Below are 15,354 nucleotides of genomic sequence, written 5' to 3'. Positions count from 1 at the left end.
CGTAGAGAGATTCTTGGAGGTACAAGATGGCAGTAACAATTAAGCAAATTGCGCAAGCATGTAATATATCAAGAGGTACTGTGGATCGGGTACTGAATAACCGCGGAAAAGTAAAACCTGAAACCGAACAATTAATTCGCGAAACTGCCAATCGCTTAGGTTACGTTCCCAACCCAGCTGGTAGAGCACTTGCTGCACAAAAGAAAAATTATGTTATTGGCATACTACTCATCTCAGAGGGAATTCGTTTCTATGATGAAGTTATAGCAGGAATTAGACGTGCTGAGCAGGAAATCCACTCCTATGGAGTGGGGATCCTGCTTAAAACAATGAGAGGATATCAAATCGAGAAACAACTTGCATTGATCGATGAAATGAAAAGCCAGATTCATTTTCTTATATTAAACCCTATGAATGATCAGCGTATTGCGGATAAAATAGCAGAACTTACAGAAGAGGGAATTGAAGTGTTAACCATCAATACCGATATTGAAGATTCAAAGCGAATTAGCCACGTTGGTTGTGATTATGTAAAAAGTGGGGAAACCGCAGCTGGCCTTCTTGGCTTAGTTACAAGAGGAAAGGCAAAAGTCGGAATTGCAACTGGAACACCAATGTTATCTGGTCATAATCAAAGAATTACAGGGTTTCATACTATTTGTAAGGAAAAGTATCCAATGATCGAGATTCTTGATATCATTGAAACGAATGATGATGATACCTGCGCATACGAGAATACAAGAAAAATGTTGGAAAAACATAAGGATATCTCAGCAATCTATATTGTAGCGGCTGGAACGGTGGGAGTATGTAAAGCGGTTGAACAGGCTGGGTTAGTTGACCAGATTACGATCGTTTCCTCTGACTTGATTCCGGAGACAAGGGACTTGATTCAACGAGGAATTATAAAAGCGACAATTTGTCAGCAACCATTTACCCAGGGATATAAAGCAGTAAACATGGCATTTAAACGCTTGGTAAGTAATATAACCCCAACGAAAGAATTGAACATTACTAAGAATGAGATCAAAATTCTTGAAAATATGAATTAGTGGAGGAATAGATATGTTAAAGATTCAGAAAGTATCAGACGAAAGCTTTAAAAAGTATGGTCGTGTTCTGAAAGATTATGATACAACAGATATCGTAAAAATCCTTAAAACCACTCCATTACCAGAAGATGTGGTTTATGAACCATCGGTAGCTGCGTTAGAAACAACAGAAATTATGGATTATTTTACAAACCATGTATATGGAGGGCTACCAGTACAAGTAGGATATTGTAATGGACATAATCATACATTGAATGCATTGGAGTACCATAGAAGTTCTGAAATCAACATTGCAGCGAAAGATCTAATCTTATTAATTGGAATGCAGCAGGATATGGAAGAAGATTATACCTATGATACAGCCAAGGTAGAAGCGTTCTTATTGCCAGCTGGAACAGCAATTGAGGTATATGCAACTACTTTACATTATGCACCATGTGATGCGACAAACGAAGGATTCCAATGTGTTGTTGTATTACCTAAGGATACGAATCTTGACTTAGTTAAGAAGCCAGTTTCTGCAAAAGGAGAAGATGCATTGCTATTTGCTAGAAATAAGTGGCTTGTTGCACACAAAGATTCTGGACTTGACAAAGATGGTGCATTTATTGGACTAAAAGGTGAGAACCTAACAGTATAGGGTAAACAAAATTGATTCATATAATGAAATTAATGTGAAAGAATAATCTTTCACAGGACGATTCATGTTGGAAAAGGGATCGCCCTACTTTTGAAAGGAAATGGTGATTAGAATGAAATTTTTTATCGACACAGCAAATGTAGAAGACATTAAAAAAGCAAATGATATGGGAGTAATTTGTGGTGTTACTACAAACCCATCCCTTATAGCAAAAGAAGGAAGAGATTTTAAACAAGTTATTGCTGAAATCGCTTCAATCGTAGATGGTCCAATTAGTGGAGAAGTAAAAGCAACCACTGTTGATGCAGAAACCATGATCGCAGAGGGTAGAGAAATTGCAAAAATCCATCCAAACATGGTTGTTAAAATCCCTATGACAGTGGATGGTTTAAAAGCAACAAAAGTACTTGCAAGCGAAGGAATCAAAGTAAATGTTACATTGATCTTTTCTGCAAACCAAGCTTTACTTGCTGCTAGAGCAGGTGCGGCATATGTATCTCCATTCTTAGGTCGTCTTGATGATATCTCTCAACCAGGTATCGAATTAGTTCGTACGATTGCTGATATCTTTGCTGTTCATAATATTGAAACAGAAATTATTTCTGCAAGTGTACGTAATCCAATTCATGTTACTGACTGTGCTTTAGCAGGAGCAGATATTGCAACTGTACCATACTCTGTTATTGAACAAATGACGAAACATCCATTAACAGACCAAGGTATTGCAAAATTCCAAGCTGATTATAAAGCTGTTTTTGGAGAATAAGATCGGAGCATTTCGCACAATGTGCACATATAAAAGGATATAAAAGAATTGTTTAAAAAGCAGTATCTTTGATTTGCCTGGTAACAGGAGTCGAAGATCCTGCTTTTTTTACTAATACATGGGGCAAGTCATGTATCCAATCATCCGAAGAACCACGTCTCCCTGTGTGTACATTCGGCGTAAGAATGTGTAGAATTGAGACACAACTTTGAAATACCACATAATAGGAATGGAAATGTGAGTGAGACTATTGTATAATAGAACGAGACAAGAAGAATCTGTGTTTTAAGAAAACTGTAACACTTATGAAAAAGGCACAAGGATTAGAATGGAGTTTATATGAAGATATATTTAGTTCGACATGGACAAACTGATTGGAATATACAAGGCAGATACCAAGGAATTGAGAACATCCCATTGAATGAAACCGGAATGGAACAAGCAAGGGTCTGTGCAACTGCATTGGCGGACTATTCCTTTGTTGCATTTTATGCAAGCCCGTTACAAAGAGCATACGATACGGCAAGTTTAATAGCCGAAACCCTTAATGCACATCAATTAAGGAATGGAGTACAAGCAACATTGTCTGTTGTAAAGGATGCTCGATTATTAGAAAGAGATTTTGGTAAAATATCTGGCTTGCTTCCAGAAGAAAGAAAGGCTTTCTTAGAATCTGGAGAGGAAGCAAATATGGAACCATTTGAACATCTTACCGACCGTGTAATGGAAGCTATGGAAGAGTATCGTAGATGTTATTCGGATGGAAATGTGCTGGTAGTAACACATGGTGGTGTGATCAATTCCATTCTTCATGTGCTTTCAAGAGGAGAAGTTGGAACAGGAAAAACATTAGTAGCCAATACGAGCGTTGCTATATTAAATGATGAAAGTGGCGAACTTCTCATTGAATGTTACAACCAGAAATTGTAATAGAATAATCGCTTTTTTGTATAAAAATACAAAACGGCTGGAAAAAGAATTGCATTTCAATTATTTAGCTATTATAATAAGAAGAAAGCGTAGTTTCATACGTTAAAGTGAGAACAATATAAAGTAAGACGTTGCATTTGGTCAAACAAAACCAATGCAACACTTATGTAATATTAGATCATACATAATGAAAGGAAGAGGAAAGACAGATGATTAAACTTTATGATAATGGTGTCTATCTACTAAATGGTACAGAAATCGTAGAAGACAACAATGAAGCAAAAGCCGCATTAGCTTCAAAATTAGGAGATGGAGTGCTAACAAAAGAAGACGCAGCGAAGAATACAATGGCATATGGAATCTTAGAAGCACACAATACTTCTGGGAATATGAAGAAACTAAAGGTTAAGTTCGATAAACTAACTTCACATGATATAACCTTTGTTGGTATTATTCAAACAGCTCGTGCTTCAGGACTTGAGGAATTCCCAATTCCTTATGTATTAACGAATTGTCATAATAGTTTATGTGCAGTTGGTGGAACAATTAATGAAGATGATCATATGTTCGGATTATCTTGTGCAAAACGATATGGTGGAATGTATGTACCACCACATCAAGCTGTTATACATCAGTTTGCTCGTGAAATGCTAGCTGCTGGTGGAAAGATGATCTTAGGTTCGGATAGCCATACGCGTTATGGTGCGCTAGGTACAATGGCAATTGGAGAAGGTGGACCTGAATTAGTGAAACAATTATTACAGAAGACATACGATATTAATATGCCAGGCGTAGTTGGTGTTTACTTAACTGGTAAACCAAGAAAAGGTGTTGGACCTCAAGATATTGCATTAGCTATTATTGGTGCAGTTTTTGCAAATGGCTATGTGAATAACAAAGTAATGGAATTCGTAGGTGATGGAATCGATAATCTAAGTGTGGATTATCGTATAGGAATTGATGTAATGACAACGGAAACAACCTGTTTGTCTTCCATCTGGAAAACGGATCAAAAGGTAAAAGATTTCTATGCAATTCATGGCAGAGTAGGTGACTATGCAGAATTAGCACCAAAACAAGTTGCGTATTATGATGGAATGATTTATGTAGATTTATCTGAAATTAAACCAATGATCGCGATGCCATTCCACCCAAGCAATGTTTATACGATTGATGAGTTGAATGCAAATCTTTATGATATATTAGATGATGTAGAGAAGAAAGCATTAGTAAGTCTTGACAATGCAAAGGTCAAATTTACTTTAAAAGATAAAGTGAAGAATGGTAAATTATATGTAGAACAAGGTGTAATCGCTGGTTGTGCAGGTGGTGGATTTGAAAACATCTGTGACGCAGCTGATATTTTAAATGGCAAATACATTGGGGCAGACGAGTTTAGTTTAAGTGTATATCCAGCCAGTCAGCCAGTTTATCTAGAACTTGTTAAGAATGGAAGTATAGCAAAATTAATGGAAACAGGGGCAACTGTCCGTACTGCATTCTGTGGCCCTTGCTTTGGTGCAGGTGATGTTCCTGCTAATAATGGCTTAAGTATCCGTCATTCAACACGTAACTTCCCTAATCGAGAAGGTTCGAAGATTACAAATGGACAAGTTGCATCTGTTGCACTTATGGATGCGCGTTCAATCGCAGCAACAGCAGCGAATAAGGGATATTTAACTTCTGCAGAAGACATTGATGTAAACTTTACGAAACCAAAATATTTCTTCGATAGTAAGATTTATGACAACCGTGTCTACAATGGTATTGGTAAAGCAGATAAAACAGCAGAAGTAAAATTTGGACCAGGTATTGTTGACTGGCCTACAATGGTAGCATTAACAGATGACATACTATTGAAGATTGTTTCTGAGATTCATGATCCGGTAACAACTACAGATGAACTGATTCCATCTGGTGAAACTTCATCCTATCGTTCAAATCCTTTAGGATTAGCTGAATTCACTCTATCAAGAAAAGATCCAGCTTATGTAGGAAAGGCGAAAGAAGTACGTGCAGTGGAAGAGGTGCGTCGTACGAATACATGTCCAATGCAGGAAAATGAAGAGTTTAAGAAAGTATTTACTGTAATTAAAGAAGCGTATCCAGATTTGAAAGCAGGAGAGACGGAAATAGGTAGTGCAATCTATGCGGTTAAGCCTGGTGATGGTTCTGCTAGAGAACAAGCAGCAAGCTGTCAAAGAGTACTTGGTGGTTTAGCGAATATTGCTAAAGAATATGCTACGAAGAGATATCGTTCCAACTTGATCAATTGGGGTATGATTCCATTTATCTTTGAAGAGGACATTCCATTCCACAAAGATGATTTTATCTTCATTAAGGATATTAAGAAAGCAATAGCAGAAAAAGCAAGTGAAGTACAGGCATATATTGTACGTGATACATTAGTACCTGTTACGCTTAAGATTGGTGAAATGACAGATGATGAAAGAGATATCATCATGAAAGGTTGTTTGATTAATTACTATAGAGGATAATAGTCTGGCTTGACAGAAGCAGATTTATATACGTATATAAAGAAGAAAAAACAATTTTCATCGATTGCGTGTTGGAAGTTTGACATGCAACAAATGAAAATTGTTTTTTTGTTGGGATTGGAAAGGGCAAGCGATCCGCTTACAGCAAATGTTGACTCATTGCTTAATTATTTTTTCCATACAAACCGATTCTTGCATATTCACGTAAGGACCATAATTCGGAATGTTAGAAAAACCAAGAGAATGATACAGTCCCCTTGCAGCAAGTAAAGGCTTTCCTGTTTCTAAGATTAAGGATTGATATCCTTTTTCTACAGCAATCTTTTCTAATTCCTGTAGAAGTAACTTCGAGTAACCATTCCCACGGGCAGATTCTTGAACAAATACACGTTTTACTTCCGCGATTCCAGGTTTGTATTCTTTAAAGCTTGCACAACCTATAGGGGAATGATTAATGTATAGAATCAGTACGTCATGAATTTGTGAAAGTCCATTATATTGTGTATACTGGGAACGCTGCTTTTCGCCTCCAACGATTTGATTGAGAGAGGCATCTAGCTGTTGGCAAAGGTCTGCAAAAGTAACATTCGTACCATCTGTATAGAGAAGATAATCGGGGTCAGTAGGTTTTGTGTTTGTTCTTGTGTCATATCGTTTCATAGATTGATTCCTTTCTGTGAGGTTTATCCTTGTAGTAGAGTTAAGATTCCCTTTTGACTTTGGTTCGCTTGGGCAATCATTGCTTGACCTGCCTGCATTAGAATTTGCACTTTTGCATATTCCACCATGGCTTTTGCCATATCGAGATCACGAATTCGACTTTCTGCATCTTGTAGGTTTTCAGCAGTATTGTCAAGATTCGAAATGGTATGTTCTAATCTGTTTTCATAAGCACCAATGGTTGAACGGTTGCTTGATACTTTTTTCAATGCTTTATCACATTTTTCAATAGAATCGCCGGCTTCATCATGATCTTTTACAGATAGATTATCTATACCAAGGTCAGAAGCACTGGAACTTTCTATGTTGATGGTAATGCTTTGCCCTTTATTGGCACCGATTTGTAGTTTTATGCCTTCTTCTGTGGAACTACCACTATGAGAATCAGAAGCGGAACCATCAAGCAGCTTTTTCGTATTAAACTCAGTGTCATTCGAGATACGTGTAATCTCTTTAGCTAGTTGATCCAATTCTTTTTGAATAGCATCCCGATCTTCGCTAGCATTGGTGTCATTTGCCGCTTGCACGCATAATTCCCGCATTCGTTGTACAATGCTTTCTGTTTCGGCCAATGCACCATCCGCTGTCTGTAACATGGATATTCCATCTTGTGCATTACGAGAAGCTTGGTTAAGTCCACGAATCTGTGCACGCATTTTTTCACTGATTTGTAAATCTGCAGCATCGTCAGATGCACGATTGATTCGATAGCCAGAGGATAATTTCTCTGTTAAACTACAGAGTCGATTGCTATTAATCCCGTAATATCGTGCTGCTGTTGCAGCAGCCTGATTATATTGTAAAATCATATAAAACCTCCTTGTATCATTTGGTAATATACGAGTAGATACAATTACCTATTTACTGTATCGGCTAAATACTTTGAAATGTTTACAAGAGAAAGAAAATACAAGAATGGTATTTGTTCTTGTATTACTTGCGATTGACATAATAGGATGAAAAGGTATAATTCTTATAGGTATGATTAGCAGAAGCGGGCTAATTACCAAAAGAGTAAAAATAATGAATAGAGGTGCTATATGGATAAGAATATGGTAGAAGAATCATATGAAACAAAGAAAGACTGCCCTATGGAAGACGTGGAACTTTCAGAAGAGGATAGACTGCAAGAAGAACAGTATAATAAAAAGGTACGTTTGCTAAAAAGCATGTCATGTATGGATGCTTCTAAATCAAAGATTGAACTTTGTAAAGATTTGGTGCGTTTCTTTAAAGAGAAAAATGATTACAAAGAGAGCAAAGATTATGTTAAGAAATGCACGGATTTACAAAAGAAAACACAAAAAGACTATAAGCTTGCACAATATACATTTTATTGTGAACAGATGGAACGGGCGAAAACAGAGGCTGATTTTGAAAATGTTAAGAAATCCTTTACAAAGTTAAAAGAGTATAAGGATAGTCCAGATCGGGTTCAGCAATGTGATATGATCTTGAAAAAGACAAAGAGAAAAGATCGAATTTCATCATTAAGACATTGGAGCTATGTAGCAATTATCATTCTTATTTTTGCACTTTTTAAGACAAATATTGGACAATACACAGTAGCTCGTGTTTGTAATAAGATAACTTGGTACGCAAAGGCAGCGGATCTATATGATGGATTAGGAAAGTACAAGGATTCGAAAGCGCGTTATAAGGAAGCTATATACAACCAAGCGAAAAGGATGCAAGAGAGAGGAAATCTAGAAGAGGCACAAGAACTCTATTATGCTTGTGTATCGTACAGAGATAGTGCACAACGGTTATTAGTGGTAGAGGACAAGTTGATTCAAAACGCACAAGTGGGCGATGAGATACCAATAGGAGATGCAACATGGATCATATTGGATAAACAAGCAAATGAGGTATTATGTATTAAGAAAAAAGCAATTAAGAATATTCCATATGCGACAGTCGCACAAGATATGACATGGGAAGAATCTCAGATCCGTCATGATCTTAATACGACATTCATACAAGAGACATTTACGGAAGAAGAACAATCCCGTATTACAAGGAAAGAAGTAATTACAGAGGATAATATGCTTTATCAGACAAAAGGAGGGAACACTACACAGGATAAGATCTTTCTTTTAAGTAAGGAGGAAGTGGAACGTTACGAAGAAATTCTTTCTAGTTGTATCAAGAGAATGGCTTGGCTACGTACACCGGGAGGCTTGCAACAAGCAACTTCTGTATATAATGGAACAGTGCTTAATGAATATGGAAGATTAGCAACGGATCAGAATATAGCAGCATATCCAGCATTTTGGTTTAGCAGTGATATGGATTTATAAGTTGATGAAAGCCAGAAAACTCGACATAAATAAATATGCACATTTCAATAGACGTTTCGATATATTAATTGCTGAAAACGCTTTTATATGATAGGTTTTTGGCAGCAATTGAACGGTGAAGTTTGAGTAAGAACTAGAATAATTTGCTTAATTGGTACAAATGAAAGAGGCGAAAGTAGCAAATGAATGGAACAAAACGAAGTATTGATGAGATTGTAATTATGAATTTTACAGATGTATATCAAAGGGAACATTTTTATGAATCGTTTCCGCATATATGGGTAGATTGCAAAGAAATTAATGGTACTTATGGATATTGTGATGAAACTGCGGTTTCAAAGATTGAGAAACAAATTGCAATGCTTCCTGTAGAAGGGATACACTTTATTGATTCGGGAAATTTTCATTATGTAAGTAAAATCTGGACAGACCGTATATACATACCATTCTCGTTAATTGTGTTTGACCATCATCCGGATATGCAACCATCTTTGTTCTCTAATTTGCTTTCCTGTGGGTGTTGGGTGAAAGCAGCCTTGGATACCAATCCGAATCTACAACGTGTAATTTTAGTTGGTGCTGAAGAGAAGTTGCTCCAGAATGTTGCGGTATCATATCGGAATCGTGTCCATGTCTATAGTCAAGAAAAGTTGCAACACGAGGAGGGGTGGAAGGCTTTCGCTAGGGAATATGTGAAAGAACCGGTCTATATATCGATTGATAAGGATTTGTTGAATAACGATTCTGCTATAACGGATTGGGATCAGGGAATTTTTTCAATTGAGGAGCTGAAAAAATTATTATCCCTTATTCTCGATAAAGAAGAGGTGTTAGGTATTGATATATGTGGGGAATGCCCTGATACATTGTTGCGAGTCAAAGATTGGCATGAACAAAAGATTAATGACGAGACGAATAAAGAATTATTACAATTTTTAATAGCAAAATCTTTTACATAAAAGAAACTAAAATTCATACTAGGAAAACAATATAAAATGAGATAAAATGATGTTGGGTAAAATTATTTATTGAAACCAATCCTAATTAGACGATGGGTTGCATGTGTAAGGCATTCTTGTAATCCGAATATTCGAAATATAACCAGAGGAGGAAGTATAATGGCTCAAATTATCGATGGAAAAGCAATATCATTAGAGATAAAAGAGGAATTAAAAGAAAAAGCAGAAGCATATAAAAAAGAAGGAATAGAAGTAACATTAGCGGTGATACAAGTTGGAAATGATCCTGCATCAACAGTTTATGTTGGGAATAAGAAAAAGGCTTGTGAATTCGTTGGGATTCGCTCCCTCTCTTATGAATTACCTGAAGAAACGACGCAAGAAGCTTTATTAGATACGATTAAAGAACTAAATGAACGGAAAGACGTGAATGGAATTCTAGTTCAATTACCATTACCAAAACACATTAATGAGGATCTGGTAATAAAGACAATAGCACCAGAAAAGGATGTTGACGGTTTTCATCCACAGAGCGTTGGAGCTTTATCCATCGGTCAAAAGGGATTTGTGTCTTGTACACCTGCTGGCGTAATACAATTATTAAAGCGCTCCAATATTGAGATTGAGGGAAAAGAATGTGTAGTCTTAGGTCGTAGTAATATTGTTGGAAAACCAATGGCAATGTTGATGCTTCGTGAGAATGCCACAGTAACGATCTGTCACTCAAAAACAAAAAACTTACAAGAGGTAACGAGACGAGCTGATATTCTAATTGTTGCATTAGGTAAACCAAGATTTATCACGAGTGACTATGTAAAGGAAGGTGCAGTGGTAATTGATGTTGGAATCCATCGTGACGAGAATAATAAATTATGTGGCGATGTAGATTTTGACTCTGTTGAAGGAAAAGTGAGCGCAATCACACCTGTGCCAGGTGGAGTTGGACCGATGACAATAGCAATGTTAATGAATAATTGCATGGAATCAGTTACAATTCAGAACCAATAAGTATCAGAAATGAGCAGTAGGAAGAGGAGGCGGTTCAATGAAAGCAGAATTAGTGTTTCGAAATCAGGAATATAATGTATTGATGATGGAGAATGAAGCAGATATAGCCATAGAAGAACTCGACCATAATGTTTTTGGACTGGATCAGATCCACTTGAATTATCATTGTCAGTTTGAAGTGAAAGAGTATCATCTGTATCTTCGTATGTGTGAAATTCTATGTATGAATGGATATCGTGCAGTGTTAAAGAGCGACAGCCAGAAGGAAAATGAATTACCGCTAGGTAATATGTATACAGGTTCTGTAGTAATTGGACGAAATGTTGTTATGAATGATGATACGACAATAGTAGAACCTTTACCATGCTATCATTATGAAGAAGTTATGGAATTAATTTTTAGCCAAGGAGTTCTTGTTACAACGGTTAATCATAATCGTGCAATGAAACGAGTTCGCATGAATCTTGAATGTGGATACCGTTCTTTAAATAAGAAGAAAGACGTAAGATGCATTCAGAAATTCTTAAAGGATTCCTTTGTGGGAAGATATAAGGAATTAGTGAAAAAATAACATAGAGTACACGTATTGTACGAGTACTACATGTATAACTATAATAAAATATAGTTTAATATGATAAAAGACAAGACATATTGAAGTGATGTGAGATTCACAAACAAATGTGTCTTGTCTTTTTGTTTATATAGGAATGATAGGATTCATTATTTTACATTGCCAATGGCTGCAACGGTATTACAATCACTTCCTTCCGTATAAGTGAAGGTGATGGTACTTCCTACATCATATTTCATCATGTCAATTAGGTTCGCAATGGAGACATCGAATATATCTGTAGAAGTGCTTAACTTAACATAAAAATGGGAATTTCCATCGATCACGGCTTGTGCAATTTTCGTAATCTGTCCAGTTATCGACTTAAGTTGTGATTCGTCGGTTACCGTAATACCGGTTGAACGAAGAAGGGTATTATACGTCTTTTCACATTCTAAGGCACTATCTCCTATGGCAACAATCTGATATTTGGATATGTTGACCATGGCGTATTTCTTAACCAAACCAGCATCATCTTTTAATGCAATAAAATACGTTGGCTCATTGTTAATATTCAAGAGCAGAGGGAAAGTTGCTTTATATCCAAGATTCTGTACTTGCCCTTCTGCAGATGACATAGCAGAATACTCTTCTGCACCTGCAACAGAATAGTACCTAGTTTCCGCTGTTCGTTGATTCATTAGGACGAAACCAACATTCGATTCGTCTCCACCTACACTTGTAACTCCTGTATATACCCAAACATCATCATCAAGAGCGATATAATTGTACCCATCTGTTGTTTTTAAACAATCTTTCTGACTGAATAACGTGTTCCAATACCCATGTTTTAATGTACCGTAATAATCGTAATAGCTGATTAGCAGGTCGGCAGAATATACATGATCGACCCAATTTGGTACTTCGTTAATTTTATAATTCGTATGTTCTCCTGTAATTGCATTAACCAAAACGACACGGGATATGGTTTCACCACCGAATAATCCAATGGTGTAATCTTTGACAGGACAAATCCAGTAAGGAGTACCATTATCATCAATTTCAAAACTTGGATCATCAAAGATGTAAGTTGGATATTTGAATCGAAGATAACGATACAGATTACGACCAAAATGGTCGGATTTGGAATACCGGATACCTTTATCCAATTTAATACATTCTACATTCTGTGTCGCCATGTCGATACGAATATAGGCAGGTATGCCTTCCGAACGATTACTAATCCATTTGAAGAAGCTGCCGTAGTCAAGAGGAGTTACACGAACAGGTGAGTTGTTGTAATTAATCTGTGTATATGCATTACTAACTTCAAATTGGGATACATATTCTACCATACTACCCATTTTACGAGAACCTAGTAGAGTAGCCGAATCTTTATCTAGTAAGGGAATCTCGTTGTAGGAGATCTCCTCTACATCCGTTAAGAAATCTCTGGTCTCAATTTGAATCAATTTCTGATATTTTGAAGCATTTACAATAGGAGAGGAAAGAACACTTCCTATAATAAAGACGAGTATTACGAAAATGGTTGCACAAAAAGAGAGTAAAACTCGTTTGCTTTTAAAATCTGAGGCGTTGATAACAACATCTTGAATGCCCCGTGTATGCCCGTGTGTACGAACATTATTTACAACTGTTGTGATTAAGCAAATGACAGTAACGATTGCCATTACACTGATAATAAAGTACCAAAATCCTCTTGCATGAATATTGATCGGTGGAAGGGCAATATAGTAATAAACAAACCCTACAAGCAGTACAAGTAGGGAAACTAGAATAATGTTTTTCGATTTTTTCATAGACGTCCTCCAATAGTTTGTTATTGATCGTTGTATGCGTTTTATTGGATTTTACGCAACTCTACCATTAATATTAGCGAGATCTATTGAAAAGTCAATAAAAAAGGTATGAAAAATCTATAATTTTTATAAACAGCAAATTTGGTGTTTCATTTTTTGAAAAAAACTGTTATTATATACATGTTTCATTGAAGAGAAATAGAAGGAGATTTAGAATGCATATATTATTTATATCGTTAGGTTGCGATAAAAACCTCGTAGACAGTGAAGTGATGTTAGGATTAATTAACCAAAAGGGCTATATCATCACGAATGATGAGAACGAGGCAGATATTATCGTTGTAAATACATGTTGTTTCATTAATGATGCAAAAGAAGAAAGTATCACAACGATTCTTGAAATGGCAGAACTTAAGAAAACTGCAAATTTAAAAGCACTGATTGTTACAGGTTGTCTGGCACAGAGATACAAAAAAGAAATTCAGGATGAAATCCCAGAAGTAGATGCTGTAGTAGGTACATCCAGCTATGAGAATATTGTAAAAGTAATAGAAGAAGCATTAGAAGGAAAGACAACAGAAGTTTTTGAAGACATTGATGTATCTCCAGAAGTTGATAGCAAGCGTGTCTTAACAACAGGCGGATATTATTCTTACCTTAAAATAGCGGAAGGCTGTGACAAACACTGTACGTATTGTATTATCCCAAAGATTCGTGGAAAATTCAGAAGTGTTCCAATGGAAAGACTACTAGCGGAAGCGAAAAATCTTGCGGAACAAGGTGTGAAAGAATTAATGCTTGTAGCACAGGAGACAACTCTATATGGTGTTGACCTTTACGGTGAAAAGAGTCTTCATAAATTATTACGTGAACTATGTAAAATTGAAGGGATTGAGTGGATCCGTATCTTGTATTGTTATCCAGAAGAAATCACAGATGATTTGATTCAAGTAATGAAAGAAGAAGAAAAAATCTGTAATTATCTTGATATGCCGATCCAACATGCTTCTGATGCAATCTTAAAACGTATGGGACGTCGTACGAATCGTCAGGAATTAATTGATATTGTAACGAAACTACGTCGTGAAATTCCAGATATTGCACTTCGTACAACTTTAATCACTGGTTTTCCAGGAGAAACGCAGGAAGATCATGAACAATTACTTGAATTCGTGGACCAAATGGAGTTTGATCGTTTGGGTGTATTCACATATTCACCAGAAGAAGATACCCCAGCTGCGAATATGGAAGATCAAATTGATGAAGAGATAAAAGTTGCTCGAAAAGATGAATTGATGTCTTTACAACAAGAGATTGCATTTGATCATGCAGAGAATATGGTTGGTAGAGAATTGCGCGTTATGATCGAAGGCAGATTACCAGAAGATAATGTATATATTGGAAGAACATACATGGATGCACCGAATATAGATGGATACATTTTTGTAAATGCAGATCAACCATTTATATCAGGAGATTTTGTGACAGTAAAAGTTACTGGTGCAAAAGACTATGATTTAACAGCAGAAGTTATCCAGTAATTAAATCTGAAAGGAGTGAGGTTTTGTGAACCTACCTAATAAATTAACAATTGCACGTATTTGCATGATACCACTATTTGTATTTTTCTTATTAACGGATCTGGTACCATACTCCAATTATGTTTCAGTAGCAATATTTATAGTCGCATGTTTAACAGATGCACTGGATGGGCATATTGCAAGAAAGTATAATCTGATTTCTAATTTCGGTAAATTTATGGATCCACTGGCAGATAAACTATTGGTTTGTTCTGCACTTGTTTGCTTTGTACAGATGCATCTAGTACCTGCTTGGATTATTATCGTCATTATTAGCCGTGAATTCATCATAAGTGGGTTCCGTTTGATCGCATCGGACAACGGACTGGTATTGGCAGCAAGTTGGTGGGGCAAGTTTAAGACAGCTTCCCAGATGATCATGTCAATCTTATTGATCGTAAATTTTGATGGCGACTTTTTTAATACATTAGAACAAGTCTTTATTTACCTTGCACTAGCATTGACAGTAATATCCCTTATCGACTATTTGATAAAGAATAAGAATGTACTTAAGGAAGGGAGCAAATAAGA

Annotated in this window: 14 protein-coding genes; 11 read left to right on the top strand and 3 right to left on the bottom strand. The window is 36.3% G+C overall.

Annotated elements, in window-relative coordinates:
* The first annotated feature begins 26 nt into the window (after window positions 1-26).
* The 5 genes from HBB17_RS06650 (at window position 27) to HBB17_RS06630 (ending at window position 5,886) form a co-directional block, all read left to right on the top strand.
* On the top strand, window positions 27-1,052 hold the full coding sequence (locus HBB17_RS06650) for a LacI family DNA-binding transcriptional regulator (protein ID WP_167956704.1): 1,026 nt from the start codon (window positions 27-29) through the stop codon (window positions 1,050-1,052).
* A gap of 13 nt (window positions 1,053-1,065) precedes the next feature.
* Window positions 1,066-1,692, top strand: coding sequence for a DUF4867 family protein (locus HBB17_RS06645; protein WP_167956703.1), 627 nt, complete (start codon window positions 1,066-1,068; stop codon window positions 1,690-1,692).
* A gap of 112 nt (window positions 1,693-1,804) precedes the next feature.
* Window positions 1,805-2,458, top strand: a complete 654-nt coding sequence (fsa, locus tag HBB17_RS06640; protein WP_167956702.1) for a fructose-6-phosphate aldolase — start codon at window positions 1,805-1,807, stop codon at window positions 2,456-2,458.
* 339 nt (window positions 2,459-2,797) lie between these two features.
* A complete protein-coding gene (locus HBB17_RS06635; protein ID WP_167956701.1) occupies window positions 2,798-3,388 on the top strand; it encodes a histidine phosphatase family protein in 591 nt (196 codons plus the stop codon).
* Between the two features lie 209 nt (window positions 3,389-3,597).
* Complete coding sequence (locus HBB17_RS06630; protein ID WP_167956700.1) at window positions 3,598-5,886, top strand: hydratase; 2,289 nt, start codon at window positions 3,598-3,600, stop codon at window positions 5,884-5,886.
* 156 nt (window positions 5,887-6,042) lie between these two features.
* Here the strand turns inward: HBB17_RS06630 and HBB17_RS06625 are convergent, their stop codons facing one another.
* Both HBB17_RS06625 and HBB17_RS06620 read right to left on the bottom strand, forming a co-directional pair.
* A complete protein-coding gene (locus tag HBB17_RS06625) occupies window positions 6,043-6,546 on the bottom strand; it encodes a GNAT family N-acetyltransferase (RefSeq protein WP_167956699.1) in 504 nt (167 codons plus the stop codon).
* A gap of 23 nt (window positions 6,547-6,569) precedes the next feature.
* Window positions 6,570-7,415, bottom strand: coding sequence for a flagellin N-terminal helical domain-containing protein (locus tag HBB17_RS06620; protein ID WP_167956698.1), 846 nt, complete (start codon window positions 7,413-7,415; stop codon window positions 6,570-6,572).
* A gap of 231 nt (window positions 7,416-7,646) precedes the next feature.
* On the opposite strand from HBB17_RS06620, the gene HBB17_RS06615 reads away from it, so the two are divergent.
* From HBB17_RS06615 to HBB17_RS06600, 4 genes are all read left to right on the top strand, one after another.
* On the top strand, window positions 7,647-8,906 hold the full coding sequence (locus HBB17_RS06615) for a DUF6273 domain-containing protein (RefSeq protein WP_167956697.1): 1,260 nt from the start codon (window positions 7,647-7,649) through the stop codon (window positions 8,904-8,906).
* A gap of 182 nt (window positions 8,907-9,088) precedes the next feature.
* A complete protein-coding gene (locus HBB17_RS06610; protein ID WP_167956696.1) occupies window positions 9,089-9,865 on the top strand; it encodes an arginase family protein in 777 nt (258 codons plus the stop codon).
* A gap of 159 nt (window positions 9,866-10,024) precedes the next feature.
* Window positions 10,025-10,873 carry a bifunctional methylenetetrahydrofolate dehydrogenase/methenyltetrahydrofolate cyclohydrolase FolD gene (gene folD / locus HBB17_RS06605; protein ID WP_167956695.1) on the top strand — a complete coding sequence of 283 codons (849 nt, stop codon included), beginning with the start codon at window positions 10,025-10,027 and terminating at the stop codon, window positions 10,871-10,873.
* Window positions 10,874-10,910: 37 nt separating this feature from the next.
* Window positions 10,911-11,444, top strand: coding sequence for a hypothetical protein (locus tag HBB17_RS06600; protein WP_167956694.1), 534 nt, complete (start codon window positions 10,911-10,913; stop codon window positions 11,442-11,444).
* A gap of 149 nt (window positions 11,445-11,593) precedes the next feature.
* Here the strand turns inward: HBB17_RS06600 and HBB17_RS06595 are convergent, their stop codons facing one another.
* Entirely contained in the window at window positions 11,594-13,243 is a 1,650-nt protein-coding gene (locus HBB17_RS06595; RefSeq protein ID WP_167956693.1) for a CvpA family protein, read from the bottom strand.
* A gap of 215 nt (window positions 13,244-13,458) precedes the next feature.
* Between HBB17_RS06595 and rimO the strand changes: the two genes are divergently transcribed.
* Both rimO and pgsA read left to right on the top strand, forming a co-directional pair.
* Window positions 13,459-14,784 (top strand): 30S ribosomal protein S12 methylthiotransferase RimO, encoded by a 1,326-nt coding sequence (gene rimO / locus HBB17_RS06590; RefSeq protein WP_167956692.1) that lies wholly within the window; start codon window positions 13,459-13,461, stop codon window positions 14,782-14,784.
* Between the two features lie 25 nt (window positions 14,785-14,809).
* Complete coding sequence (gene pgsA / locus HBB17_RS06585) at window positions 14,810-15,352, top strand: CDP-diacylglycerol--glycerol-3-phosphate 3-phosphatidyltransferase (RefSeq protein ID WP_167956691.1); 543 nt, start codon at window positions 14,810-14,812, stop codon at window positions 15,350-15,352.
* Window positions 15,353-15,354 lie beyond the last annotated feature (2 nt).

It is taken from the genome of Anaerosporobacter faecicola, from assembly GCF_012070565.1.
Taxonomy (GTDB): Bacteria; Bacillota; Clostridia; order Lachnospirales; family Lachnospiraceae; genus Anaerosporobacter; species Anaerosporobacter faecicola.
Note: the sequence above shows the minus strand (reverse complement) of the source record. Positions and strands in the feature narration are given on the sequence as shown.

Bases quoted from the DNA above. Each gene is read 5' to 3' on its own strand.
- HBB17_RS06650 (WP_167956704.1), top strand. From the start codon at position 27: ATGGCAGTAACAATTAAGCAAATTGCGCAAGCATGTAATATATCAAGA.
- HBB17_RS06645 (WP_167956703.1), top strand. From the start codon at position 1,066: ATGTTAAAGATTCAGAAAGTATCAGACGAAAGCTTTAAAAAGTATGGT.
- fsa (WP_167956702.1), top strand. From the start codon at position 1,805: ATGAAATTTTTTATCGACACAGCAAATGTAGAAGACATTAAAAAAGCA.
- HBB17_RS06635 (WP_167956701.1), top strand. From the start codon at position 2,798: ATGAAGATATATTTAGTTCGACATGGACAAACTGATTGGAATATACAA.
- HBB17_RS06630 (WP_167956700.1), top strand. From the start codon at position 3,598: ATGATTAAACTTTATGATAATGGTGTCTATCTACTAAATGGTACAGAA.
- HBB17_RS06625 (WP_167956699.1), bottom strand. From the start codon at position 6,546: ATGAAACGATATGACACAAGAACAAACACAAAACCTACTGACCCCGAT.
- HBB17_RS06620 (WP_167956698.1), bottom strand. From the start codon at position 7,415: ATGATTTTACAATATAATCAGGCTGCTGCAACAGCAGCACGATATTAC.
- HBB17_RS06615 (WP_167956697.1), top strand. From the start codon at position 7,647: ATGGATAAGAATATGGTAGAAGAATCATATGAAACAAAGAAAGACTGC.
- HBB17_RS06610 (WP_167956696.1), top strand. From the start codon at position 9,089: ATGAATGGAACAAAACGAAGTATTGATGAGATTGTAATTATGAATTTT.
- folD (WP_167956695.1), top strand. From the start codon at position 10,025: ATGGCTCAAATTATCGATGGAAAAGCAATATCATTAGAGATAAAAGAG.
- HBB17_RS06600 (WP_167956694.1), top strand. From the start codon at position 10,911: ATGAAAGCAGAATTAGTGTTTCGAAATCAGGAATATAATGTATTGATG.
- HBB17_RS06595 (WP_167956693.1), bottom strand. From the start codon at position 13,243: ATGAAAAAATCGAAAAACATTATTCTAGTTTCCCTACTTGTACTGCTT.
- rimO (WP_167956692.1), top strand. From the start codon at position 13,459: ATGCATATATTATTTATATCGTTAGGTTGCGATAAAAACCTCGTAGAC.